Below are 24,096 nucleotides of genomic sequence, written 5' to 3'. Positions count from 1 at the left end.
CACTCCCGCGAACCCACAAAAAAGCCACCTCTCGGTGGCTTCTCCTGCAACATCTGCAATCAGTCGTAAATCACTTTCTTCTTCCAGTCGGCATCTGCCTCTGCATCTTTGAGGCCAGCGGTCAGTTGGTTCTCTTCACCCTCAACCGGTGCAATCTTGTCCATGACCTGGGCGTTGGCGCGGGCCAGCAGCTTTTCCAGGTATTGCAGTTGTTCTGCATACACCTGTGGATCCTGCTGTTTGCGCAGGTATTGCACGCCGCGTTCGAAGGCGAGGCGGGCCTGGCCGGGCTGGTTTTGTTGCAGGGACTGTTGGCCGAGGTTGTTGAAGAATTCGATGTGCAGCAGCACCAGAATGTGGCGGACCTCGCGAATCCAGTGTTTGGCTTCGTTCGGCGGCAGGAAGCCGTCGTGGGCGGCGCGGGTGATCTGGCCGTGGAGGGCTTCGAGCAGGAAGCGCACGTCTTTGGCTTTGGCTTCGGTCAGGATCGGTGCCGGTGGGTTATTCACCGGGATCGATTCGCCTTGGGCGACCAGGGCGCTCAGTTCGGTGATGCGTGCTTTGGTGGTGGCGCTGGTTTTTTCCAGGTTCAGCAGGCGCTGGCAGACGTTCAGTTCCAGACGGGTCAGCAGCAGTTTGAGTGCCGGGGTCATGAACTGGCCCGGGAATGTTTCGGTCAGTTCGCCGCAGCGGCGCAGGCGGTCGTTGAGTTCGACCTTGGTGCGGGCCTTCTCCAGTTTGTTGTTTTCCACCACATGGTTCATGTAGCCAATGGCGATCAGAATTGCGATCCCGGCTATGACTAGCAGGGTGATCATGAGTGGTGTCACCGGTAAGACCTCTTTATAGGGTTCGCATGCGAGTGTAGTGGCTGGGCATTTAGCCGCCTAGCGCCGCTCGACGAGTTGGATCGGCAGGCTCAATCTGTATCGGCCGCACGCTGCTTATATGAATGCTGGCGCTGCATGTGCAGATTGCCATCACTGTGGGTGGACTATAGCGTCTTGGCGAGTGGCGGAATATAGGCGTCAATCGTCGGGCGACGGAAAAGCCCGGTTGCCGCCATAAACCAGGTCGAAGTCATTGATTTAAATAAATTTATATCAAGGGGTTGACGACCTCTCAATCCATCCATAGAATGCGCGCCACTTGCAGCGTAAAGCACACAGCGAAGCGCGGCAGGGAGTGAATGTTGTAGTGTGTCCCCTTCGTCTAGTGGCCTAGGACACCGCCCTTTCACGGCGGTAACAGGGGTTCGAGTCCCCTAGGGGACGCCAATGCGGGAATAGCTCAGTTGGTAGAGCACGACCTTGCCAAGGTCGGGGTCGCGAGTTCGAGTCTCGTTTCCCGCTCCAATTTTAAACAGCAGTGCTTTCGGGCGGTGCTGAGTGAAACCAGAACCAAGTCTTCGGACAAGGATCTGGACACCGAAACACACACCATGTGTTCCGGGTAGCGTGTCCCCTTCGTCTAGTGGCCTAGGACACCGCCCTTTCACGGCGGTAACAGGGGTTCGAGTCCCCTAGGGGACGCCATTTGCGGGAATAGCTCAGTTGGTAGAGCACGACCTTGCCAAGGTCGGGGTCGCGAGTTCGAGTCTCGTTTCCCGCTCCAAATTCAAAAAACGCCGCTCAGTGAGCGGCGTTTTTATTAGTGAAAGTTGTAGCCTGTGTCCCCTTCGTCTAGTGGCCTAGGACACCGCCCTTTCACGGCGGTAACAGGGGTTCGAGTCCCCTAGGGGACGCCATTGCGGGAATAGCTCAGTTGGTAGAGCACGACCTTGCCAAGGTCGGGGTCGCGAGTTCGAGTCTCGTTTCCCGCTCCATATTCACAAAAACGCCGCTCAACAGAGCGGCGTTTTTGTATGTGCACGATTTGTGGTTGTGTCATCAGTCATAAAGAAAAAGGCCCGCCGAAGCGATTCGGCGGGCCTTTTTGCGTTTTGCGTCTGCTTACCAGGACAGCATCAGTCGGCCGGCAAACAAAATCAGCACCACGCCCATGGTGCGTTCAAACCAATGCCCCATGCGCATGAACAGCAGGCGCACTTTGCTGCTTGAGAAAAACAGCGCAACGATCACAAACCACAACGCATTTACAAAACACATCCACAAACCATAGAACGCCTGGATTTGCAGAGGTGTTTCGGCGCTGATGATCGTGGTGAAAATGGCCAGGAAAAACAGCGTGGCCTTGGGGTTGGTCGCGTTGGTCAGAAAACCGGTGCTGAAGGCTTTGAACAGCGTTTGCTCGACTACTGGTTCCTCGCTGGTTTTCTCACCTTCAAGTGCCGATTTGGGTTTGCTGCGCAGCAGGCTGACACCCAGATACAGGATGTAGGCACCGCCAATCACTTTGGCGACAGTCAGCAACCACGGGGTGGTGTGCATCAATGCGCCCACGCCAAGCAGTGTGTACAGCACGTGTACGGAAATCCCCGTGCCGATACCCAGCGCCGTGCAGATCCCCACCAGTCGGCCAAATCGAACGCTTTGGCGAATGGTGACTGCGAAGTCCGGGCCGGGAGCAACCACGGCCAGGAAATGGATAGTAGCCAGCGCCAGAAACTCGCCCAGATAATTCGAATACATCTCAGCTCCAGTAGGTCAGGGGTGAGGCATTGCCGCGATAGCCGACAAAAAAAGAAAGACTCAAGCGCGGATCTGCCACACCCGGGGTCACCGAGTGCATGCGCCGCGAATTGAACATGATGAAATCGCCGGGTTGCGGGCGGACTTCGAGGGTGGGCGGGCCGAGCAGCGCCGGTTCGATGCCGTAACTGTCGCCACGCATTTCGTCGAATTGATCCGGGCTGATGTCGTCGTCCCACATCTGCAGCGCACCGCCTTCGGTCGGCATGTTCAGATAGACGTTGCAGGCGAACTGCGCTTCCAGGCTGCGGGCCTGGAAACTGTCCGGGGCGTCCTTGGCGAAAATGTCGTGATGGGCGAGGAAACACACGCCGGGTTTCACCACTCGCGAAAGGCCGACATACATTTTGCGGCCGTAGAGGTTTTCCAGGTGTGCGCCAGCCGGCCAGGACTCGTCGAGCATACAGCGCAAGGTGTCGATCGGTGAGGAGTAGGGCGCGCAGCGATTGCGCAGTTCGGCGATGTTGCTGGTGGCGCGATCGAAGTAATCCTCGATCAGCAGCGGCTGGTTTTCCGCTTCGTAAAAAGCCATGCCGATGCGGCCGATACTCGGTGCGTTGATGTAGCCCTCAAAGCCTGGAGCGAGAATCTTGTCGCCAATCTGAATGGCCAGCGGCTCCGGCAAAAAGCCTTTGACGCGGATGGCGAGGACTTCTTCGTTGGCCAGTTTTTTTATGCACGTCTCATCGAGACGCTCGACGTCTAGCATCATTTTTTAGGTCCATCTATCGATAGTCAACGGAACCTGCGAATGCGGTTCCCCGGCGTCGAACGCTGCGTGAGGCAGCGTCCGAAATGCTCAATCCACGCTGTAGTGGACGGACAACGTGCCTTTCTTCTGCGAAAGGGACGCGATCGTGACTGTGCCCAGATCCTTCAGGCTACGTACATGGGTGCCACCGCAGCCATAGGCCGGCAGTTCACCAAAACCGATTTCCCGCGCACCTTCGCGTAGCGAGGTCAGGCGCGGCAGGTCGTGCTCGATCCACTGGTCGATCCCGTGTTGAACGGTCGCGGCGTCGACTTCCTGCGCAGCATCGCCGGGTTTGAATTGCACGCGACCTTCATCCGGCCAGTGGTGTGCCTTGATCGGCATCCAGCCCAGGGCTTGCACGAAATGCCCGATCAGATGCCCGGCCGAATGCATGCGTGTGTTGAAGCGACGGCGCTCTTCATCGATGCGGATGCAGGTCATGCCAAGCGCCACCGGCTGGTCGACAAAATGAATGATCCGGTCCGGTTCCTGCACCACGCGCAGTACCTGGCTTTCGCCGATCCAGCCGGTATCGCACGGCTGACCACCGCCTTGCGGGTGAAACAGCGTAGCGCGCAATACCACGGCGAATTCGTGCTCTTGGGGCGTGCAGTCGAGGACTTCCACATTAGCCTTGAGGTCATCACTATGGAAAAAGAGGCGAAGCGTCATATTCCATGCCCTTATTAAAGTTTCTGTTTTTATTATATGAATCGTGCAATAACGTGATAATCCGTTCAAACATCAAAGGACTTGTGCGCTGTGAGCATCAATCTGCCGCTACCGCTGCTCGGTGAAATGGCGATTTTCGTCAAGGTTGTGGAGACCGGCAGCTTCTCTGAAGCCGCTCGGCAACTGGGTTCATCGCCATCAGCGGTGAGTCGCAGTATTTCGCGGCTGGAAAAAGCCTTGGCCACGCGGTTGTTGCAACGCACCACCCGCAAGCTGCGTTTGAGTGACGGCGGCGAAGAGGTGTTCAAGCGTTGTCAGGAAATGGTCAGCGCGGCCAAATCGGTGATGGAAATCAGTGGCCAGTTCACCCATGAAGCGGAAGGACTGGTGCGGGTCAGCGTACCGAAAGCAGTAGGGCGCTTTGTGATTCATCCGCACATGCCTGAATTTCTGCGGCGTTATCCGAAGGTCGATGTCGAATTGCTGCTGGAAGATCGCCAGGTCGATTTGATCGACGACCATGTCGATCTGGCGATTCGCATCACCGATCGACCACCGGCCGGGTTGGTCGGCCGGCAATTGCTGACCATCGACCACTTGCTCTGTGCCACGCCGCAATATCTGGCCGAACACGGCACACCGACTCACCCGCATGATTTGCTCAATCACAGTTGTATCTATCTGGGCGAAACCCCGAGCGATGCACGCTGGAAATTCAAGAAGGGCAGCAAAGCGGTAACCGTGGGTGTGCGCGGTCGTTATGCCGCCAATCACACCGGTGTGCGCTTGGGCGCTGTGTTGCAGCACATCGGCATTGGCAGCTTGCCGTATTTCACTGCTCGCTATGCGCTGGAGCAAAAGTTGATTGTGCAGGTGCTACCGGACTGGACCTTCCTCGCGTCCTATCACGGCGGACTGTGGTTGCTGCATTCGCCGACGCGTTATCTGCCACCCAAGTTGCGGGTGTTTATCGACTATCTGGTGGAGTGCCTGGAGAAAGAGCCGACTTTGAGCAAGCCGGGCAAATCAGTGGGAGCGAGCAACACAGCGATGGCGTATGAGTTGCCCGAAAGCGAAGGCCTGCTCTAACGGCAACACAAAAAAAATGCCCGCATGGTTCACCATGCGGGCATGTTCATAACAGCGTGAAAATCAGTGCTTGCTGTCCTGAGCGGACATCGCCAGCAGCTGTTTCTCCTGATTCCAGTCGAACGGTTCATCGTTCTGTTCGGCTTCGTAACGGCGTTCTTCCAGTGCCTGATACATGTCGATCTCTTCATCGGACAGGTAATGCAGACAGTCACCAGCGAAGAACCACAGCAGATCGCGCGGGATCAGGTGGGCGATCTGCGGATAACGGGTAATCACTTGAGTCAGGATGTCCTGGCCCAGGTACTGGCTTTCGATCGGATCGATCGGCAGCGATGCCAGCAGTTCGTCGAAGCGCTCCAGGAACAAGGCATGGCTTTCTTCGGGAACCTGTTCGGCCTCACCTACGGCGACCAGGATACTGCGCAGGTGGTCGAGCAAGACAAGATGATCGGCAACGACGTTGGACACGAGATAAGTCCTCAAGAGCAAAACGGGCGCGGGAGTATAAAGCTCCTGCGCCCTCTTGGACATGGTTGTCAGGATCAGCGGACTTTGCCCTCTGCCAGCGTCAACTCCTCTTTGTCGAAATCATCGACATCGATCACCTTGCGCCGTGCCGCTTCGGCATCGCGCAGACTCTGCGCTTCCACCGGTTGCAATACTCCAGCTTCAAGCGCGGCCTCAATGGCGTGTTCGCCTGCGCCCGGTTTGACCTGACCGCTTTTCAGCGAGGTGTGCAGTTTTTTGTGCAATGGCTGCGCGGCATGCAGCAGATCGCTGGCGTGTTGCAGCGCGCCGACGGCATCGTCTGCCGACTGCGGGCGATAGCAACCGGCAAGCAGTTCTTCCAGCGCCGGATCGCCCTTGGCGCGACCAATCACGTCAGCCACTTCGGCACCGAGTTTGTCCGACGGCCCTTTGTGACGGTGACCGAACGGGAAGACGATGGCTCGCAGCAGGCAGCCAAACACTTTGTTCGGGAAGTTGCGCAGCAATTCATCCAGCGCCCGTTCCGATTGGCCGAGGCTTTCTTCCATCGCCCAGCGGAACAGCGGCTCCATGTACGCCGGCGAATCCAGATCGTGATAACGCTTGAGCGCAGCCGAGGCCAGGTACAGGTTGCTCAACACATCGCCCAGACGCGCCGACAGACGTTCGCGACGTTTCAATTCGCCGCCGAGCAACATCATGCTGAAGTCGGCAAGCATGGCGAATGCCGCTGCCTGACGGTTGAGTGCGCGGAAGTAGCCTTGACTGATCTTGTCGCCCGGCGCGTGTTCGAAGTGGCCGAAGCCGAGGTTCAGCACCAGCGTGCTGGCGGCATTGCTTACGGCGAAACCGATGTGTTTGAGCAGCAGGCCGTCGAACTCTTTCAGCGCCTGATCCTTGTCCTCACGACCGGCCAGAGCCATTTCCTTCAGTACGAACGGATGGCAGCGAATCGCGCCCTGACCGAAGATCATCAGGTTGCGCGAGAGGATGTTCGCGCCTTCCACGGTGATGAAGATCGGCGCACCGTTCCAGCTGCGCCCCAGGTAGTTGTTCGGCCCCATGATGATCGCCTTGCCGCCGTGCACATCCATCGCATGGCTGATGCACTCGCGGCCGCGTTCGGTGAGGTGATACTTGAGGATCGCCGACAGCACCGACGGTTTTTCGCCCAGATCCACCGCGTTAGCCGTGAGCATCCGCGCCGCGTCCATCATCCACGCGTTGCCGCCGATGCGCGCCATAGCCTCCTGAATACCTTCGAACGCCGACAGCGGCACGTTGAATTGCTCACGAATCTGCGCGTACTGGCCAGTGACCAGACTGGTGAATTTCGCCGCGCCCGTACCGACGGCTGGCAACGAGATCGAACGGCCGACCGACAGGCAGTTCATCAGCATCATCCAGCCCTTGCCGAGCATTTCCTGACCGCCAATAAGGAAGTCCAGCGGGATGAACACATCCTTGCCGGAGTTCGGGCCGTTCATGAATGCCGCGCCCAGTGGCAGGTGACGACGACCGATTTCCACGCCGGCGGTATCGGTCGGGATCAGCGCAAGGCTGATGCCGAGGTCTTCCTTGTCGCCCAGCAGATGTTCCGGGTCATAGGCCTTGAAGGCCAGGCCGAGGAGGGTGGCGACGGGGCCAAGGGTGATGTAGCGTTTCTCCCAGTTCAGACGCAGGCCGATGACTTCCTGACCTTCCCACTGACCTTTGCAGATGATCCCGGTGTCGGGCATCGCGCCGGCATCGGAACCCGCGAGCGGGCCGGTGAGGGCAAAGCACGGAATGTCATCGCCCCGGGCCAGACGCGGCAGGTAGTGATTGCGTTGTTCGTCGGTGCCGTAATGCAGCAGCAGTTCGGCCGGGCCGAGTGAGTTCGGCACCATGACAGTGGAGGCGAGGTCACCGCTGCGGGTCGCCAGTTTCATCGCCACTTGCGAGTGCGCGTATGCAGAGAAGCCTTTACCGCCGAATTCTTTCGGAATGATCAGGGCAAAAAAGCCGTGTTCCTTGATGTGCGTCCAGGCTTCGGCCGGCAGGTCCATCGACTGGCCGATCTGCCAGTCAGTGACCATCGCGCAAAGCTCTTCGGTCGGTCCGTCGATGAACGCCTGTTCTTCGTCGCTCAATTGCGCCTTGGGATAGGCCAGCAGTTTGTCCCAGTCCGGACGGCCGCTGAACAGCTCGCCATCCCACCACACAGTACCGGCGTCGATCGCGTCGCGTTCGGTCTGTGACATGGGCGGCAGGGTTTTCTGGAACCAGTTGAACAGTGGCGCAGTGAAATGTTTGCGGCGCAGGTCAGGCAGCAGCAACGGTGCGGCGACCACCGCCAGCAAGATCCACAAAATCCCCAATAACCAGCCCGGTGCATGACTGAAAATACCCATCGCCAGCAGGTAGGCGGCAACGATGCCCAGCGCTGGCAGCGGGGCGATGCGCCGGTGGGCGAGATACGCCACGCCAACGATCAAAACCAGTATCCACAACAACAGCATATTCAGTCCTCCGTGAACCAAGGCAAATCGACCCTCCAGAGCTTAGACGGCATCTGTAAAAGCGGGTGGTCAGACCAAGGTGATTGAAATCGTGGGAAACCCCGGATGGTTTTCGTAGGTTCGGTGGGCAACACGTGTGGGAAATCGTTCGCCGATCCCGCGTCTTTGCGTCCAAGTTTGGCCGAAACGTCGTTATCTCTGTGCTGAAGCTGTCGCTAGACTCGGGGCTCACCCAGGAGATTGCCGTCATGCACGAGTATCTGAGTCCCGGCCGCTTCATCGATAGTGACCACCCGGCGGTGGTGGAGTTCGCCGAACAACATCGGGGTGCCAGCCGCGATCCGCTCGAGCAGGCGATCAGTCTTTATTACGCCGTGCGTGAGGCGGTGCGCTACAACCCGTACACCTTCAGCCGTGATCCGCAGACCTTGCGCGGCAGCTATGCGTTGGCGACGGGGGAGAGTTATTGCGTACCGAAAGCCACGCTGCTGGCGGGCTGCGCGCGGCATTGCGGGATTGCGGCGCGCATCGGTCTGGCCGATGTGAAAAATCACCTGTCGACCCCGCGTCTGCTCGAGTTGCTGAAAAGCGACATGTTCGCCATGCACGGCTATACCGAGTTTTTTCTCAATGATCGCTGGATCAAGGCCACCCCGGCGTTCAACCAGAAGCTCTGCGAGTTGTTCAATGTCGCGCCGCTGGAGTTCGACGGTATCAACGACAGCGTTTTCCACCCGTTCAACCGCGACGGTGCACAGTTGATGGAGTATCTGGTCGATCACGGCCAATTCGCCGATGTCCCCGAATCGTTCTTCTTCGAGCATCTGCAAAAGTGCTATCCGCACCTGTTCACGGAGCAGCAGCCGGCATTGCTCGGCGATATGCAGAGTGATTTGAGACGCGTCTGATCCGGCGTATGCTGCCTGCCCACTCACTTGAAAAGAGGCGGTCATGCTGAAGATCTGGGGACGGAAAAACTCATCGAATGTCAGGAAGCCCTTGTGGGCTGCTGAAGAGCTTGGCCTGGCCTACGAGGCGATCGATGCCGGTGGCGCATTCGGCGTCGTCGACACACCCGAGTACCGGGCGATGAACCCGAACGGCCGGGTGCCGGTGATCGAGGACGACGGTTTTGTGCTGTGGGAATCCAATGCCATCGTCCGCTATCTGCTGGCCAGACATGCGCCCGACAGCAACTGGTATTCGGCCGATCCGCAAGCTCGCGCCATCGCTGACAAGTGGATGGACTGGACCACGTCGAGTTTTGCCGGCCCATTTCGCACGGTGTTCTGGGGTGTGCTGCGCACGCCGGCGGACAAGCAGGACTGGACGGCAATCAACGCAGCGATCAAGGAATGTAACGAGCTGCTGAGCATGGCCGACCATGCCTTGGTCAGCCAGCCGTATCTCTCCGGCAATGACATCGGCATGGGTGATATCCCGCTGGGCAGTTTCATTTATGCCTGGTTCGAGATGCCCATCGAACGCGCTCCGCAACCCCATCTGCAAGCCTGGTACGAGCGTCTGAAGCAGCGTCCGGCCTACCGGAAAGCCGTCATGACCGCGTTGACTTAATACCTACTATCGACACACTTGACTGTACTTGTACGGCGGCGGCAAGCACCATTGCGCACTTGCGCTGCGGTTCGATCCTTCGCCGCCGTCTCCTTTTTCCCTTCAATGGTGCGTAAATCAGATATGAGTTCCGCTCTGTCCATCCGGCAGCTAACCAAAACCTACGGCAACGGGTTCCAGGCCTTGAGTGGTATCGATCTGGATGTCGCCGAAGGTGACTTTTTCGCCTTGCTCGGCCCCAACGGTGCGGGCAAATCCACCACCATCGGCATTCTCTCGACCCTGGTGAACAAGACCAGCGGCACGGTGAATATCTTCGGTCATGACCTGGACAAGAACCCTGCGCAGCTCAAGCGCTCGATCGGCGTCGTGCCGCAGGAATTCAACTTCAACCAGTTTGAGAAGACGTTCGACATCGTCGTCACTCAGGCCGGTTACTACGGCATTCCGGCGAAGGTCGCCAAGGAACGCGCCGAGCAGTACCTGACCCAACTGGGCTTGTGGGACAAGCGTGATGTGCCGTCGCGTTCGCTGTCCGGCGGCATGAAGCGGCGCTTGATGATTGCCCGCGCTCTGGTGCACGAACCGCGCCTGCTGATCCTCGATGAACCGACCGCAGGCGTCGATATCGAGCTGCGCCGTTCGATGTGGACGTTCCTCACCGAGTTGAACCAGAAAGGCATCACCATCATCCTCACCACGCACTATCTGGAGGAGGCTGAGCAGTTGTGCCGCAACATTGGCATCATCGACCACGGCACCATCGTCGAGAACACCAGCATGAAACAATTGCTGGGCCAGTTACACGTGGAAACCTTCTTGCTCGACCTGAAAAACGACTTGAGCGCCGCGCCGCAATTGCTCGGTTATCCGTCCCGGTTGATCGACAGCCATACCCTGGAAGTCCAGGTCGACAAATCCATGGGCATCACGGCGTTGTTCACCCAGTTGGCGCAGCAGCACATCGAAGTGTTGAGCCTGCGTAACAAAACCAATCGCCTCGAGGAGCTGTTCGTGTCCCTGGTGGAGAAAAATCTGTCGAAGGTGGCGGTATGAGTTCCGAATTCCGTCCCAACCTCGTCGCCCTGCAGACCATCGTTTACCGCGAGGTCAAACGCTTCACGCGGATCTGGCCGCAGACGCTGCTGCCGCCGGCGATCACCATGGTTCTGTATTTCGTGATCTTCGGTAACCTGATCGGTCGCCAGATCGGCGACATGGGTGGCTTCACCTACATGGAGTACATCGTGCCGGGGCTGATCATGATGTCGGTGATCACCAACTCCTACGGCAACGTGGTCTCGAGTTTTTTCGGCAGCAAATTCCAGCGTTCCATCGAAGAGCTGATGGTGTCGCCGGTATCGCCGCACACGATTCTGATCGGCTTTACGATTGGCGGCGTGTTGCGTGGCCTGATGGTCGGCGTGATCGTGACCATTCTGTCGCTGTTCTTCACTCATCTGCAGGTGCATCACCTCGGGGTGACCATCCTTGTGGTGGTGCTGACGGCGACGATCTTCTCGTTGCTGGGTTTCATCAACGCCGTGTTTGCGCGCAACTTCGATGATATTTCGATCATCCCGACCTTTGTGCTGACGCCGCTGACGTATCTGGGCGGGGTGTTCTACTCGATCACGCTGCTGCCACCGTTCTGGCAGACCGTGTCGCTGGCCAATCCGGTGCTGCACATGGTCAATGCTTTCCGTTACGGCATTCTCGGTGTTTCGGATATCCGCATCGGTATCGCGATCACCTTTATGCTGGTGGCGACGGTGGTGCTGTATCTCGGCTGTGCACGGCTGCTGGTGAGTGGGCGCGGGATGCGTACCTGACTTAAGACCGAGTCGACTGCTTCGCGAGCAAGCTCGCTCCCACATGGGGTCTGCGTCGTAACACTGATCCAGTGTGGGAGCGAGCTTGCTCGCGAAGGCGTCAATCCAGACAGCAAAAAATAAAAACGGCCTCCCATTGCGGAGGCCGTTTTGCATTCAGCGCATGCGGCTTTTCTTGCGCCGCGCCCATTGCCGCGCGACCCACCAGCGCCAATACATCATCACCAGACAGTAGGCGAGGGCGCCAAGCACCAGCCCTACCACCACCGAACCGAGCAGAAACGGCTGCCACAACGTCGACAACTCGCCGCTGATCCATTCCCAGGTCAGCTCATCCGGCAGATGCCGGGCAGGCACGTCCATCAAAAACGCCCCGGCCTGATAAGTGCAGAAGAACACTGCCGGCATGGTGATCGGATTGGTCAGCCACACCAGGCTGACCGCAATCGGCATGTTCCCCCGCACCATGACGGCGAGGGCGGCGGCCACCAGCATCTGCGCGGGAATCGGCAGGAACGCCGCGAACAGGCCGACCGCCATCGCCCGGGCGACCGAGTGACGATTGAGGTGCCAGAGGTTCGGGTCATGCAGCAACTTGCCGAGAAAGCGTAAGGATTTGTGTTCCCTGATGCTCGTCGGGTCGGGCATGTAACGTTTGAATAAGCGCCGGGGCATAGGGCTTCTCGGTCGGTTAAGGCGGCAAGTATGTCTGGATTCTACGAAGCGCCCATTCAGACTTTGTGACAATTGTTGACGACAGACGTGCCGAATACCCGCTATGCCTGAGTGTGGAACTCTCAAGGACGGGCTTATGCGCACAGGGATGATGGCGCTCGCAGTCGGTCTGCTGGTCGCGGTTTTTATGCCGGCATTACCGCCGGTCTGGTTGATGCTGTTGTTGCCGGTCGTGGCTTTGATGCTGCTGCCGTTTCGCAGCTATCCGTTGGCGTTTTTGCTGTTTGGCTTCACGTGGGCCAGCGTCGGTGCGCAGTGGGCGCTGAATGATCGCTTGCCGGCCGAGCTGGATGGCGAAACACGCTGGCTCGAAGGGCGGGTCGTCGGCTTGCCGCAGAACAGTGACGGCGTGGTGCGCTTCGAACTGGCTGATGCGCGCTCGCGTCACGAAAAACTGCCATCGCTGATGCGAGTCGCCTGGTATGCCGGGCCGCCGGTCAACAGCGGCGAACGTTGGCGCCTGGCGGTCAAGCTCAAGCGTGCGGCTGGTTTACGCAATCCGGACGCTTTCGATTACGAGGCGTGGCTGCTGGCGCAGCGCATCGGCGCCACCGGTACGATCAAGGACGGCCAGCGCCTGAGCGAAGCACGCTGGGCCTGGCGCGACAGTATTCGTCAGCGTTTGCTCGAGGTAGACGCACAGGGCCGGGCCGGGGCACTGGCGGCGTTGGTGCTGGGCGATGGCTCGGGGCTCAGTCGCGAGGACTGGCAGATTTTGCAGGACACCGGCACCGTGCACTTGCTGGTGATTTCCGGTCAGCACATTGGCTTGCTGGCAGCGGTGATGTACATGCTGGTCGCAGGCCTGGCCCGCTTTGGCCTGTGGCCGCTGCGCTGGCCCTGGCTGCCGTGGGCCTGTGGTCTGGCATTTGCGGCGGCGCTCGGTTATGGCCTGCTCGCCGGATTCGATGTGCCGGTACGGCGCGCCTGCGTAATGGTCGGGCTGGTACTGTTGTGGCGCCTGCGCTTTCGTCACCTTGGTGCGTGGTGGCCGTTGTTGCTGGCGTTCAATGCGGTGCTCTTGCTCGATCCCCTGGCCAGTCTGCGCCCCGGTTTCTGGTTGTCCTTTACGGCTGTTGCCGTGTTGATCTTCACGTTTGGCGGTCGGCTGGGCGCGTGGCGTTGGTGGCAAACCTGGACGCGGGCGCAGTGGTTGATTGCCATCGGTCTGTGTCCAGTGTTGCTGGCACTGCATCTGCCGATCAGTCTTAGCGGGCCGTTGGCGAACCTGTTGGCCGTGCCTTGGGTCAGTCTCGTTGTATTGCCGCCAGCACTGCTCGGCACGTTGATGTTACCGGTACCGTATGTCGGTGAAGGTCTGTTGTGGCTGGCCGGCGGTTTGATCGATGCGCTGTTTCGCGTTTTGGCCGTGATTGCCGAGCAATGGCCGGCATGGACAGCCGCCGCCGTGCCGGGCTGGGTCTGGTTGCTCGGCAGCCTCGGCGCCGTGCTGTTGCTGTTGCCGCGTGGCGTGCCGATGCGTGCGCTGGGCTGGCCATTGCTATTGCTGCTGGTCGTGCCGCCCCGCGAGCGTCTGGATGAAGGGCTGGCCGATGTCTGGCAACTTGATGTCGGCCAGGGTTTGGCCATTCTGATCCGCACGCGTCATCACACGCTGCTGTATGACGCCGGGCCGCGCTTTGGCGATTTCGATCTCGGCGAGCGGGTGGTGCTGCCTGCATTGCGCAAACTGAGTGTGGAAAAGCTCGATCTGATGCTGCTCAGTCATGCAGATGCCGATCACGCCGGTGGTGCTTTGGCAGTCATGCGCGGTTTGACCGTCGATCGAGTGATCAGCGGCGACCCGGCGGGACTGCCTGAGCAACTGAGCGCCGAAGCCTGCGAACGTGGTCGGCAGTGGCAGTGGGATGGCGTGCGTTTTCAACTCTGGCAATGGGCGGACGCCCACGACAGCAATCAGCGTTCCTGTGTGTTGCAGATCGAGGCCAATGGTGAGCGACTGCTGCTGACCGGCGATATCGATATCCACGCCGAACGCGTGCTGCTCGAAAGCCCGTTGGCCGTGCCGACGCAATGGCTGCAATCACCCCATCATGGCAGCCGCAGTTCATCGTCAATGGCGCTGCTCAAAGTCTTGAAGCCCGAGTCGGTGCTGATTTCCCGAGGCCACGGCAATTCGTTCGGCCATCCACACCCGACGGTGCTGGCGCGTTACCGCAAACAAGGTCTGCGCATTTACGACAGCGCCGAGCAAGGCGCCATTCATCTGCAACTGGGCCGCTTCAAACCGCCGTGGACGATGCGTCAACAGCGGCGTTTCTGGCGTGATACGCCTGCGCTCGTCCGTTGATCGGTGCCAGCATGGATGTCACATCACGGTCGTCGGGGTGGCGGGTCTTAATCGCGGATCGGTATGGTAAAGTGGCGCACTTTTTCGAGGGGACTGTCACTGTGTGGGAATTGGTCAAATCCGGCGGCTGGATGATGTTGCCGATCATTCTGAGCTCCATCGCGGCCATGGCGATCGTCGCCGAACGCCTGTGGACCCTGCGCGCCAGTCGCGTCACCCCCGAGCATCTGCTGGGCCAGGTCTGGGTGTGGATCAAGGACAAACAGCTCAATAAAGAAAAACTCAAGGAACTGCGCGCCAATTCGCCGCTGGGGGAAATCCTCGCCGCCGGTCTGGCCAACTCCAAGCATGGTCGCGAGATCATGAAAGAGTGCATTGAAGAGGCCGCCGCTCGTGTCATTCACGAGCTCGAACGCTACGTGAACGCGCTGGGCACCATTGCCGCCATGTCGCCGCTGCTGGGGCTGCTGGGCACGGTGTTGGGCATGATCGATATTTTCAGCGCGTTCACCGGTTCCGGCATGACCACCAATGCTTCGGTATTGGCCGGTGGTATCTCGAAAGCGCTGATCACCACTGCGGCAGGCCTGATGGTCGGTATTCCGGCGGTGTTCTTCCACCGGTTCCTGCAACGCCGCATCGATGAACTGGTGGTCGGCATGGAACAGGAAGCGATCAAACTGGTGGAAGTGGTGCAGGGCGACCGTGACGTCGATCTGGCCGAGGGCCGGGTGTGAAATTCCGTCGCAAGCCTCGGGAAACCATCGACATCAACCTCGCGTCGCTGATCGACGTGGTGTTCATTCTGCTGCTGTTTTTCGTCGTGACCACCACGTTTACCCGCGAAACCCAGTTGCGTGTTGATCTGCCTGAAGCGGTCAGCGGCTCGCCGGCCGAAGACCAGCAGCTCAAGCAGATTGACGTGGCAATCAGCGCCGAAGGCGTGTTTTCGGTGAACAACAAGATCCTGCCGAAGAACGATCTGGCGACTCTCATGGAAGCCATGCAGAAAGAGTCCAACGGCGACACCAACATGCCGTTGTCGATCAGTGCCGACGGCAAGACTCAGCATCAATCAGTGATCACCGCCATGGACGCGGCCGGCAAGCTCGGTTTCAGCCATCTGCGCATGACCACGGTTGAGGCAGCGCCAAAATCCTGATGAGCCTGTCCGATCGCTTGCTCGCCGCGTGGTATCAGGGGCACCCGGCCCTGACGCTGCTGCGGCCGCTGGAAATGCTCTATCGCCGCGTGGTGGTCGGTAAACGCCAGCGCTTTCTCGACGGTGAAGGCGAGATTTATCAGCCGCCGGTGCCGTTGATCGTGGTCGGCAATATCACTGTCGGTGGCACCGGCAAGACGCCGATGATTCTATGGCTGATCGAACATTGCCGGCGCAGTGGTTTGCGCGTCGGTGTGGTCAGCCGTGGCTACGGTGCCAAACCACCGCAACTGCCATGGCGCGTTGAGGCGGAGCAAACCGCTGACATTGCCGGTGACGAACCGTTGTTGATCGTCCAGCGCACCGGCGTGCCGCTGATGATCGACCCCGATCGCAGCGCCGCCGTCAAAGCCTTGCTCGCCAGTGAACCGCTGGATCTGATCCTCTCTGATGACGGCATGCAGCATTATCGTCTGGCGCGGGATCTGGAGCTGGTGCTGATCGACGCCGCTCGCGGTCTCGGCAACAAGCGTTGCCTACCCGCCGGGCCGTTGCGCGAGCCGATCGAACGTCTGCAAAGTGTTGATGGTGTGCTGTTCAATGGTGCGACTGAAGACCGTGACGACGGTTTCGCTTTCCGTCTGCAACCGACTGCACTGGTCAACCTGCGCAGCGGCGAGCGCAAGCCGCTCGATCATTTTCCGCCGGGCCAGAGCGTGCACGCCGTCGCCGGGATCGGCAATCCGCAACGTTTCTTCAATACCCTCGAAGCGCTAGACTGGCGAGCAGTCCCCCATGCGTTTGCCGACCATGCCGAATACAGCGTGCAGGCCTTGAATTTCACACCGTCATTGCCATTGGTGATGACCGAAAAGGACGCGGTGAAGTGCCGCGCCTTTGCTGCTGCCGACTGGTGGTATCTGGCCGTCGATGCCGTGCCGTCGCCGGCCTTCGTGGCCTGGTTCGACACACAGCTCATGCGCCTGTTGCCCGATCGGCTTTTGCCTTAACTCTTTACTCAGGGAATGTTCATGGACACCAAATTGCTCGATATCCTCGCGTGCCCGATCTGCAAAGGCCCGCTCAAGCTCAGCGCCGACAAGACCGAGTTGATCAGCAAGGGCGCCGGTCTGGCGTACCCGATCCGCGACGGCATCCCGGTGATGCTTGAAAGCGAAGCGCGCACCCTGACCACCGATGAGCGTCTGGATAAATGACCACAGCCTTCACCGTTGTCATTCCGTCGCGTTACGCCTCGACCCGCCTCCCGGGCAAACCGCTGCTGGACATCGCCGGCAAGCCGATGATTCAGCACGTCTGGGAACAGGCGAGCAAAAGCAGCGCCAGCCGCGTAGTGGTCGCCACTGACGATGCGCGCATCGTCGAGGCCTGCAAGGCCTTTGGCGCCGAAGTGGTGCTGACCCGTGAAGATCATAATTCCGGCACCGACCGTCTGGCCGAAGTCGCGGCGAAACTGGGCCTTGAGCCCGATGCAATCGTGGTCAATGTGCAGGGTGACGAGCCGCTGATCCCGCCAAGCGTGATTGATCAGGTCGCCGCCAACCTGGCTGCTCACACCGAAGCGCGCATGGCCACTTTGGCCGAGCCGATCGAGGACGTCGACACCCTGTTCAACCCGAACGTGGTCAAGGTCGTCAGCGACCTCAACGGTCTGGCGCTGACCTTCAGCCGTGCCACTTTGCCGTGGGCGCGCGATGCCTTTGCCAAAAGCCGCGAGCAATTGCCCGAAGGCGTGCCGTACCGTCGCCACATCGGCATTTATGCCTACCGCGCCGGTTTCCTCCACGATTTTGTGAGCTGGGGCCCGTGCTGGCTGGAAAACACTGAATCGCTCGAACAACTGCGTGCCCTGTGGCACGGCGTGAGGATTCACGTCGCCGACGCGTTGATCGCGCCGCCGACCGGTGTCGACACCGTCGAAGACCTCGAGCGCGTTCGTCGCCTGCTGGGGGCCTGATGCGCGTTCTGTTTGTGTGCCTGGGCAACATTTGCCGTTCGCCCACCGCTGAAGGCGTGTTGCGGTACAAACTGCGTGAAGCAGGGCTGGCGGATCAGGTCGAAGTGGCCTCCGCCGGCACCGGTGACTGGCACGTCGGCAACCCGCCGGACAAACGCAGCCAGGCTGCGGCCAAAGTGCGCGGCTATGACCTGTCGGCGCAACGCGCGCAACAGGTCAGTCGTGCCGATTTCGCCAGTTACGATCTGATTCTGGCGATGGACAACAGCAACCTGCGCAACCTCAAGGCATTGCAACCGTCTACCGGTAAGGCCGAGCTGGATCTGTTTCTGCGTCGTTATGCCGGTGTGGTCGATGAAGTGCCGGATCCGTATTACGACGGCGATCAAGGGTTCGAGCAGGTGCTGGATCTGATCGAAGCCGCTTGTGACCAACTGTTGATCGAAGTGAAGGGCCGGTTATGAGTTTGCAGGTGCAACCGCAGGTTTCCCTGAAACCGTTCAACAGTTTTGGCGTAGATGTGCGCGCGAAACTGTTCGCCGAAGCCCACAGCGATGCCGATGTCCGTGAAGCGCTGGCGTATGCCACCGCGCACGACGTGCCGTTGCTGGTGATCGGAGGTGGCAGCAATTTGCTGCTGACCGCGGACATTGCGGCGCTGGTGCTGCGCATGGCGACGCGCGGGATTCGCGTGATCAGTGATGACGGCAGCCGTGTGGTGATCGAAGCTGAAGCCGGCGAGCCTTGGCATCCGTTTGTTCAGCACACGCTGGCGCTGGGTTTTTCCGGCCTGGAAAACCTCAGCCTGATTCCGGGCACTGTCGGCGCCGCGCCAATGCAGAACATCGGTGCCTACGGCGTCGAGATCAAGGATGTGTTCGCCGGGCTTACCGCGCTGGATCGCCAGACTGGTGAGCTGCGCGACTTCACCCTCGAGGAATGCAACTTCGCCTATCGCGACAGTCTGTTCAAGCAGCAGCCTGGGCGTTGGTTGATTCTGCGCGTGCGCTTCAAACTGGATCGCGTCGCGCACCTGCATCTGGAATACGGCCCGGTGCGTCAGCGCCTGACCGAGCAGGGGATCGAGCAGCCGACGCCAAGTGACGTCAGTCGCGCCATCTGCAGCATCCGCAGTGAAAAACTGCCGGACCCTGCGGTGCTTGGCAATGCCGGCAGCTTCTTCAAGAATCCGCTGGTGTCGGCGGCCATTGTCGCGCAGATCAAAGTGCAGCACCCGGATGTGGTGGCCTATGCGCAACCTGACGGGCAGATGAAACTGGCGGCGGGTTGGCTGATAGAGCGTGCCGGCTGGAAAGGTTTCCGTGAGGCCGATGCCGGCGTGCATAAATTGCAGGCGCTGGTGCTGGTCAACTACGGCGCGGCAACCGGTTTGCAACTGCTTGATCTGGCGCAACGCATCCAGAAAGACATTGCCGAACGTTTCGATGTCGAGCTGGAGATGGAGCCCAACCGCTATTGAGGCTACGCTTTCAAAGCGCCATCCAAAGCCCTGCACAGATGAAAAAGTGCAGGGCTTTTTTGTTAACGCTGGGTTAACTTAGCGAGCTAACGATAACCGTCATTTGCTCCACCAAAGGCCCGGTGCAGACGTTCCCGTCAGCACAAGAGAGCCTGATTAGCCTGAGTCGATCTGCGCGAACCACACCGCTGATTTTCCGGCGGCAGATTGCTCGACCCCATAACCACTAAAAATATGCGGGCGTGCCCATGATTACCCTGAAACTCAACGGTCAAGACCATCCCCTCGATGTCACCGAAGACATGCCGCTGTTGTGGGCGATTCGTGATGTCGCCGGTTACAACGGCACCAAATTCGGCTGCGGCATGGGCCTGTGCGGCGCCTGCACCATTCACATTGACGGTTTGCCGGCGCGCAGTTGCATCACGCCGATCGGCTCGGTGGTCGGCCAGAACGTCACCACCATCGACAACCTGCACGCCGACCCGGTCGGCCAGGTGGTTCAGCAAGCCTGGCTCGACACCGCTGTAGCCCAATGCGGTTTCTGTCAGGGCGGGCAAATCATGTCGGCCACTGCGTTGCTCAAGACCAACCCGAACCCGAGTGACGAGCAGATCGAAGAAGCCATGGTCGGCAATATTTGCCGCTGCGGCACTTACAACCGGATCAAGACTGCGATCCGCCAGGCCTCCACTCACTTGAAGGAGGCCAAGGCATGAGTCGCCTGCCGAATGATTTCGCCCTGAGCAATCTTAGTCGTCGCGGCTTCCTCAAAGGCGTTGGCGCCACTGGCGCGCTGGTGCTGGCGGCGAGTTGGGGCTGGCAGGATGCGTTGGCTGAAGACAAGCCAAAGCAATTCGGCGCCGATGGCATGCCCAACGGCTGGATCGATGATCCGAAGGTCTACGTCAGCATCGCCGCTGACGGCACCGTCACCGTGGTGTGCAACCGTTCCGAGATGGGCCAGGGTGTGCGCACCAGTCTGACCATGGTGGTTGCCGATGAGCTGGAAGCCGACTGGGCGCAGGTCAAAGTGCAGCAGGCGCCGGGTGATGAGGTGCGCTTCGGCAACCAGGACACCGACGGTTCGCGCAGCATGCGCCACTGGTATGAACCGATGCGGCGATGTGGTGCTGCGGCGCGCACCATGCTTGAGCAAGCGGCGGCCGCGCAGTGGAAAGTACCGGTCGGCGAATGCCACGCGCAGTTGCATAAAATCATTCACAAACCGTCCGGCCGTGAACTGGGCTATGGCGAACTCGCCGCAGCGGCAAGTGCGCTGCCTGTACCGGCACGGGACAGCTTGCGTCTTAAGCAGCCGTCGGAGTTTCGCTACATCGGCAAGGAAGGTACCAGAGCCATCGACGGCGCCGACATCGTCAACGGTCGTGCGGTGTTTGGCGCCGATGTGCATTTCGATGGCATGTTGTACGCGACCATCGCCCGTCCGGCGGTGTACGGCGGCAAGGTCAAATCGCTGGATGACAGCGCCGCGCTGAAAGTCCCTGGCGTACTCAAAGTGCTGCAGGTCGAAAGTCGCCCGTTGCCTTCGGAGTTTCAGCCGCTGGGTGGCGTGGCAGTCGTCGCCAGCAATACCTGGGCAGCGATCAAGGGGCGTGAAGCGTTGAAAATCGAGTGGGATGACGGCCCGAACGCCAGTTACGACTCGATCGCCTATCGCAAAGAGCTGGAAGCCGCTTCGCTGAAACCCGGCAAAGTGGTGCGCAATACCGGCGATATCGACAAGGCCCTGAGCGGCGCCGCTAGTACGCTCGAAGCGTCTTACTATTTGCCACATCTGGCACAGTCGCCGATGGAGCCTATGGTCGCCATCGCCCGTTTCAAGGATGGTGTCTGCGAAGCCTGGGCACCGAGTCAGGCGCCGCAAGTGACCCGCGAGCGCATCGGTGAGCGTCTTGGCTTGCCATTCGATAACGTCACTTTCAATGTCACGCTGCTCGGCGGCGGTTTCGGTCGCAAGTCGAAACCGGATTTCGTTGTTGAAGCGGCGATTCTCGCCAAAGAGTTTCCCGGCAAAGCTGTGCGGGTGCAGTGGACGCGTGAGGATGACATCCATAACTCGTATTTCCACACCGTGTCCGCCGAATATCTGAAGGCGGGTGTGGGCAAGGACGGTATGCCGTCCGGCTGGTTGCATCGCACCGTGGCACCGAGCATCACCGCATTGTTCGCGCCGGGCATGAACCATGAAGCGGCGTTCGAGCTGGGTATGGGGTTCACCAACATGGCCTACGCGATTCCCGATGTGCGCCTGGAAAACCCCGAAGCGACCGTGCACACGCGAGTCGGCTGGTATCGCTCGGTGTCGAACATTCCCCATGGTTTCGCGATCCAGAGCTTCGTCGATGAGCTGGCGCACAAGGCCGGTGAGGATCCACTCAAATACCAGATCAAACTGCTTGGCCCTGATCGCCAGATCGACCCGCGCACGCTGAGCGAGGAGTGGAACTACGGCGAATCTCCCGAGCGTTATCCGATCGACACCGGACGCATGCGCACCGTACTGGAAACGGCGGCCAAAGCGGCTGGTTGGGGGCGAAAATTGCCCAAGGGCCGTGGTCTGGGGCTGGCAGTGCATTACAGCTTCGTCACTTATGTGGCGGCGGTGATCGAAGTCGAGGTCAAGGACGACGGTACGCTAATTGTGCACAAGGCTGACATCGCTGTGGATTGCGGGCCGCAGATCAACCCTGAGCGTATTCGCTCGCAGTTTGAGGGCGCCTGTGTGATGGGCCTCGGCAATGCGGTGCTGGGTGAAATCAGCTTCAAGGACGGCAAGGTTCAACAGGACAATTTCCATATGTACGAAGTGGCGCGCATGTCGCTGGCGCCGAAGGAAGTTGCCGTGCATCTGGTGACGCCGCCGGGTGACGTGCCCTTGGGCGGTGTCGGCGAACCCGGCGTACCGCCGATTGCTCCGGCCTTGTGCAACGCGATCTTCGCCGCCACCGGCAAGCGCATCCGCAATCTGCCGGTGCGTTATCAGTTGCAGGGCTGGCAGAAGGCAGAGGCGTAATGGACAGCGTCGATCTCAATGTCCTGCGCAGCGTCCTTGAATGGCGCCGCGCCGGACAGCGGGTGGTGCTGTTCAGCGTGGTGCAGACCTGGGGCACGGCGCCGCGTGCGCCTGGCGCCATGCTCGCCTTGCGCGAAGATGGCGTGGTGATCGGTTCGGTGTCGGGCGGCTGTGTCGAGGATGACTTGATCGCCCGTCTGCACGATGGGCGGATCGCCACGGATGGGCCGCCGGTGCAATTGATCACTTACGGCGTGACCCGTGAAGAGGCGGCGCGCTTCGGTTTGCCTTGTGGCGGCACTTTGCGTCTGACCGAAGAACGGGTCGGCGACCCTGCGTGGGTTGCCGATTTGCTGGCCCGTTGCGAGGCTCACGAGATCGTTGCGCGCGAGTTGAACATCGAAACCGGTGAAGTGGTTTTGACGTCGGCGAGTAAATCCGACTCGCTGGCATTTGACGGCAAAACCCTGCGCGCCATTTACGGTCCGCGTTGGCGCTTGCTGCTGATCGGCGCCGGGCAGTTGTCACGCTACGTGGCGGACATGGCGCGACTGCTGGATTTCGAGGTGCTGATCTGCGATCCGCGCACTGAATTTGTCTACGGTTGGGAGGAGCACCATGGTCGCTTCGTCCCGGGCATGCCGGACGACGCGGTGTTGAGCATTCAGACGGATGAGCGCACGGCGATTGTCGCGTTGACTCACGATCCACGGCTGGATGACATGGCACTGCTGACAGCGCTGGATTCGCCGGCCTTCTACGTGGGGGCGCTCGGTTCACGGGTCAATAGCCAGAAACGGCGAGAGAATCTCGCTCAGCTAGGCTTGTCGGTAGAAGCGATCAATCGACTGCATGGCCCGATCGGTCTGCACATCGGCAGTCATTCGCCAGCAGAAATTGCCTTGTCGTTGTTGGCGGAAATCGTCGCAATCAAGAACGGTGTTGAATTGAAACAGAAGAAAACACTGGAGGGCGCATGAGTCGATCCATTGCAGTTATTGTGCTGGCAGCGGGCGAGGGCAGCCGCTTTCGCCAAGTGGCGGGCGCCGATAAAGACAAGTTGCTGGCGGATTGCACCGGACGTGATGGTGCGGTGCGTTCGGTGATTGAGCAGGTGTTGGTGAGTCTGCCGGCCGATCTTGATAAGCGTGTGTTGGTGACGACTGAGGCGCGGCCGCAAGCCATGCGCATGGCTCAGGCTTATGGCTGTGAGGTTGTTTCGATCGAATCGACCGGGATGGGTGACAGCATTGCCGCAGGCGTTGCCGCTTGCCCGGATGCCGATGGCTGGTTGATTGTGCTGGGGGATATGCCGTTTATCTTGCCGTCGAGTATCGAGCGGGTGGTCTCGGCGATTGCCGATGATGCGGTGAGCGTGCCGGTGCAGGGTGGCGAGTTTGGCCATCCGGTGGGGTTTGGGCGGTCGTTTGGGGCGGGGTTGCAGGCGTTGAGCGGTGATCGCGGGGCCAGGCCTTTGTTCAAGCAGGGCAGGGTGGTGGAGATTGCTGTCGATGACCCAGGTGTTCTGTGGGATATCGATGTGCCTGAGGCTTTGGTTTTTGCCTCGTCATGAGACCTGTGTGAATTCCTTGGAGCCCTCACCCTAGCCCTCCCGAAACGTCGGACCGCCCAGAGGGAGAGGGGACTGACCGAGGTGTTCTTTCGAGGTACACCGACCTGAAACTTCGAGTCGAACTCCGGCCTAGAAGCACACGGAGATCGGCCCCCTTTCCCCCTCGCCCCCTGGGGGCGGTCCGACGTTTCGGGAGGGCTGGGGTGAGGGGGTTGGATCTAGAATCCACCACAAAAAATCGAGGCGTAAAAAAG

Annotated in this window: 24 protein-coding genes and 6 tRNA genes; 23 read left to right on the top strand and 7 right to left on the bottom strand. The window is 59.8% G+C overall.

Annotated elements, in window-relative coordinates; all coding sequences use genetic code 11:
- Positions 1-59: 59 nt before the first annotated feature.
- Positions 60-818: a hypothetical protein gene (locus ACRRSD_RS07560; protein ID WP_038364524.1), complete on the bottom strand. Its 759-nt coding sequence runs from the start codon at positions 816-818 to the stop codon at positions 60-62.
- Positions 819-1,201: 383 nt separating this feature from the next.
- On the opposite strand from ACRRSD_RS07560, the gene ACRRSD_RS07555 reads away from it, so the two are divergent.
- From ACRRSD_RS07555 to ACRRSD_RS07530, 6 genes are all read left to right on the top strand, one after another.
- Positions 1,202-1,277 (top strand) — tRNA-Glu (locus ACRRSD_RS07555).
- A gap of 2 nt (positions 1,278-1,279) precedes the next feature.
- A tRNA-Gly gene (locus tag ACRRSD_RS07550) sits at positions 1,280-1,355 on the top strand.
- 104 nt (positions 1,356-1,459) lie between these two features.
- Positions 1,460-1,535, top strand: a tRNA-Glu gene (locus ACRRSD_RS07545).
- 3 nt (positions 1,536-1,538) lie between these two features.
- Positions 1,539-1,614: transfer RNA gene (locus tag ACRRSD_RS07540), tRNA-Gly, on the top strand.
- A 57-nt stretch (positions 1,615-1,671) separates the two neighbouring features.
- A tRNA-Glu gene (locus ACRRSD_RS07535) sits at positions 1,672-1,747 on the top strand.
- A 2-nt stretch (positions 1,748-1,749) separates the two neighbouring features.
- A tRNA-Gly gene (locus ACRRSD_RS07530) sits at positions 1,750-1,825 on the top strand.
- A gap of 127 nt (positions 1,826-1,952) precedes the next feature.
- Here the strand turns inward: ACRRSD_RS07530 and ACRRSD_RS07525 are convergent.
- The 3 genes from ACRRSD_RS07525 to ACRRSD_RS07515 form a co-directional block, all read right to left on the bottom strand.
- Entirely contained in the window at positions 1,953-2,591 is a 639-nt protein-coding gene (locus ACRRSD_RS07525; RefSeq protein ID WP_435037680.1) for a LysE family translocator, read from the bottom strand.
- A gap of 1 nt (position 2,592) precedes the next feature.
- Entirely contained in the window at positions 2,593-3,363 is a 771-nt protein-coding gene (locus ACRRSD_RS07520; RefSeq protein WP_435037679.1) for a 2OG-Fe(II) oxygenase, read from the bottom strand.
- Positions 3,364-3,450: 87 nt separating this feature from the next.
- Entirely contained in the window at positions 3,451-4,077 is a 627-nt protein-coding gene (locus ACRRSD_RS07515) for an alanyl-tRNA editing protein (protein WP_435037678.1), read from the bottom strand.
- A 90-nt stretch (positions 4,078-4,167) separates the two neighbouring features.
- On the opposite strand from ACRRSD_RS07515, the gene ACRRSD_RS07510 reads away from it, so the two are divergent.
- The gene (locus ACRRSD_RS07510) at positions 4,168-5,166 is read left to right on the top strand and encodes a LysR substrate-binding domain-containing protein (protein WP_435037677.1); all 999 of its coding nucleotides are present in this window, start codon (positions 4,168-4,170) and stop codon (positions 5,164-5,166) included.
- Positions 5,167-5,229: 63 nt separating this feature from the next.
- On the opposite strand, the gene ACRRSD_RS07505 is transcribed toward ACRRSD_RS07510, so the two are convergent.
- Together ACRRSD_RS07505 and ACRRSD_RS07500 are read right to left on the bottom strand one after the other, a co-directional pair.
- Positions 5,230-5,637, bottom strand: coding sequence for a PA2817 family protein (locus ACRRSD_RS07505; protein WP_008087850.1), 408 nt, complete (start codon positions 5,635-5,637; stop codon positions 5,230-5,232).
- A gap of 74 nt (positions 5,638-5,711) precedes the next feature.
- Complete coding sequence (locus tag ACRRSD_RS07500; protein WP_435037676.1) at positions 5,712-8,159, bottom strand: acyl-CoA dehydrogenase; 2,448 nt, start codon at positions 8,157-8,159, stop codon at positions 5,712-5,714.
- Between the two features lie 248 nt (positions 8,160-8,407).
- On the opposite strand from ACRRSD_RS07500, the gene ACRRSD_RS07495 reads away from it, so the two are divergent.
- The 4 genes from ACRRSD_RS07495 (at position 8,408) to ACRRSD_RS07480 (ending at position 11,566) form a co-directional block, all read left to right on the top strand.
- On the top strand, positions 8,408-9,067 hold the full coding sequence (locus tag ACRRSD_RS07495) for a transglutaminase-like domain-containing protein (protein ID WP_435037675.1): 660 nt from the start codon (positions 8,408-8,410) through the stop codon (positions 9,065-9,067).
- A 43-nt stretch (positions 9,068-9,110) separates the two neighbouring features.
- A complete protein-coding gene (locus ACRRSD_RS07490) occupies positions 9,111-9,734 on the top strand; it encodes a glutathione S-transferase family protein (RefSeq protein WP_435037674.1) in 624 nt (207 codons plus the stop codon).
- A gap of 123 nt (positions 9,735-9,857) precedes the next feature.
- Positions 9,858-10,790, top strand: coding sequence for an ABC transporter ATP-binding protein (locus ACRRSD_RS07485; protein WP_435037673.1), 933 nt, complete (start codon positions 9,858-9,860; stop codon positions 10,788-10,790).
- Entirely contained in the window at positions 10,787-11,566 is a 780-nt protein-coding gene (locus tag ACRRSD_RS07480; protein ID WP_007908200.1) for an ABC transporter permease, read from the top strand. The genes ACRRSD_RS07485 and ACRRSD_RS07480 overlap by 4 nt, the downstream gene beginning before the upstream one ends.
- A 156-nt stretch (positions 11,567-11,722) precedes the next feature.
- On the opposite strand, the gene ACRRSD_RS07475 is transcribed toward ACRRSD_RS07480, so the two are convergent.
- Positions 11,723-12,241 (bottom strand): DUF2062 domain-containing protein, encoded by a 519-nt coding sequence (locus ACRRSD_RS07475; protein ID WP_007908202.1) that lies wholly within the window; start codon positions 12,239-12,241, stop codon positions 11,723-11,725.
- Between the two features lie 136 nt (positions 12,242-12,377).
- Between ACRRSD_RS07475 and ACRRSD_RS07470 the strand changes: the two genes are divergently transcribed.
- The 12 genes from ACRRSD_RS07470 (at position 12,378) to ACRRSD_RS07415 (ending at position 23,842) form a co-directional block, all read left to right on the top strand.
- Positions 12,378-14,612: a DNA internalization-related competence protein ComEC/Rec2 gene (locus ACRRSD_RS07470; RefSeq protein ID WP_435037672.1), complete on the top strand. Its 2,235-nt coding sequence runs from the start codon at positions 12,378-12,380 to the stop codon at positions 14,610-14,612.
- Between the two features lie 101 nt (positions 14,613-14,713).
- Positions 14,714-15,349, top strand: coding sequence for a MotA/TolQ/ExbB proton channel family protein (locus tag ACRRSD_RS07465; RefSeq protein ID WP_038364506.1), 636 nt, complete (start codon positions 14,714-14,716; stop codon positions 15,347-15,349).
- Positions 15,346-15,774: an ExbD/TolR family protein gene (locus ACRRSD_RS07460; protein ID WP_007908223.1), complete on the top strand. Its 429-nt coding sequence runs from the start codon at positions 15,346-15,348 to the stop codon at positions 15,772-15,774. Before ACRRSD_RS07465 ends, ACRRSD_RS07460 begins: the two co-directional genes overlap by 4 nt.
- Positions 15,774-16,784, top strand: a complete 1,011-nt coding sequence (lpxK, locus tag ACRRSD_RS07455; protein ID WP_435037671.1) for a tetraacyldisaccharide 4'-kinase — start codon at positions 15,774-15,776, stop codon at positions 16,782-16,784. The genes ACRRSD_RS07460 and lpxK overlap by 1 nt, the downstream gene beginning before the upstream one ends.
- Positions 16,785-16,805: 21 nt before the next feature.
- On the top strand, positions 16,806-16,991 hold the full coding sequence (locus ACRRSD_RS07450; RefSeq protein ID WP_003174668.1) for a Trm112 family protein: 186 nt from the start codon (positions 16,806-16,808) through the stop codon (positions 16,989-16,991).
- A complete protein-coding gene (gene kdsB, locus ACRRSD_RS07445; protein ID WP_435037670.1) occupies positions 16,988-17,752 on the top strand; it encodes a 3-deoxy-manno-octulosonate cytidylyltransferase in 765 nt (254 codons plus the stop codon). The genes ACRRSD_RS07450 and kdsB overlap by 4 nt, the downstream gene beginning before the upstream one ends.
- Positions 17,752-18,216 carry a low molecular weight protein-tyrosine-phosphatase gene (locus tag ACRRSD_RS07440; RefSeq protein ID WP_435037669.1) on the top strand — a complete coding sequence of 155 codons (465 nt, stop codon included), beginning with the start codon at positions 17,752-17,754 and terminating at the stop codon, positions 18,214-18,216. The genes kdsB and ACRRSD_RS07440 overlap by 1 nt, the downstream gene beginning before the upstream one ends.
- On the top strand, positions 18,213-19,232 hold the full coding sequence (gene murB / locus ACRRSD_RS07435) for a UDP-N-acetylmuramate dehydrogenase (protein WP_435037668.1): 1,020 nt from the start codon (positions 18,213-18,215) through the stop codon (positions 19,230-19,232). The genes ACRRSD_RS07440 and murB overlap by 4 nt, the downstream gene beginning before the upstream one ends.
- Before the next feature lie 248 nt (positions 19,233-19,480).
- Positions 19,481-19,951, top strand: a complete 471-nt coding sequence (locus ACRRSD_RS07430; protein WP_095048621.1) for a (2Fe-2S)-binding protein — start codon at positions 19,481-19,483, stop codon at positions 19,949-19,951.
- Positions 19,948-22,269: a molybdopterin cofactor-binding domain-containing protein gene (locus ACRRSD_RS07425; protein WP_435037667.1), complete on the top strand. Its 2,322-nt coding sequence runs from the start codon at positions 19,948-19,950 to the stop codon at positions 22,267-22,269. Before ACRRSD_RS07430 ends, ACRRSD_RS07425 begins: the two co-directional genes overlap by 4 nt.
- Entirely contained in the window at positions 22,269-23,249 is a 981-nt protein-coding gene (locus tag ACRRSD_RS07420) for an XdhC family protein (protein WP_435037666.1), read from the top strand. Before ACRRSD_RS07425 ends, ACRRSD_RS07420 begins: the two co-directional genes overlap by 1 nt.
- Entirely contained in the window at positions 23,246-23,842 is a 597-nt protein-coding gene (locus tag ACRRSD_RS07415; RefSeq protein WP_435037665.1) for a nucleotidyltransferase family protein, read from the top strand. Before ACRRSD_RS07420 ends, ACRRSD_RS07415 begins: the two co-directional genes overlap by 4 nt.
- Positions 23,843-24,096 lie beyond the last annotated feature (254 nt).

Source organism: Pseudomonas neuropathica, assembly GCF_051174785.1.
GTDB classification, from domain to species: domain Bacteria; phylum Pseudomonadota; class Gammaproteobacteria; order Pseudomonadales; family Pseudomonadaceae; genus Aquipseudomonas; species Aquipseudomonas neuropathica_A.
This window is presented reverse-complemented; position numbering and strand designations above follow the sequence as displayed.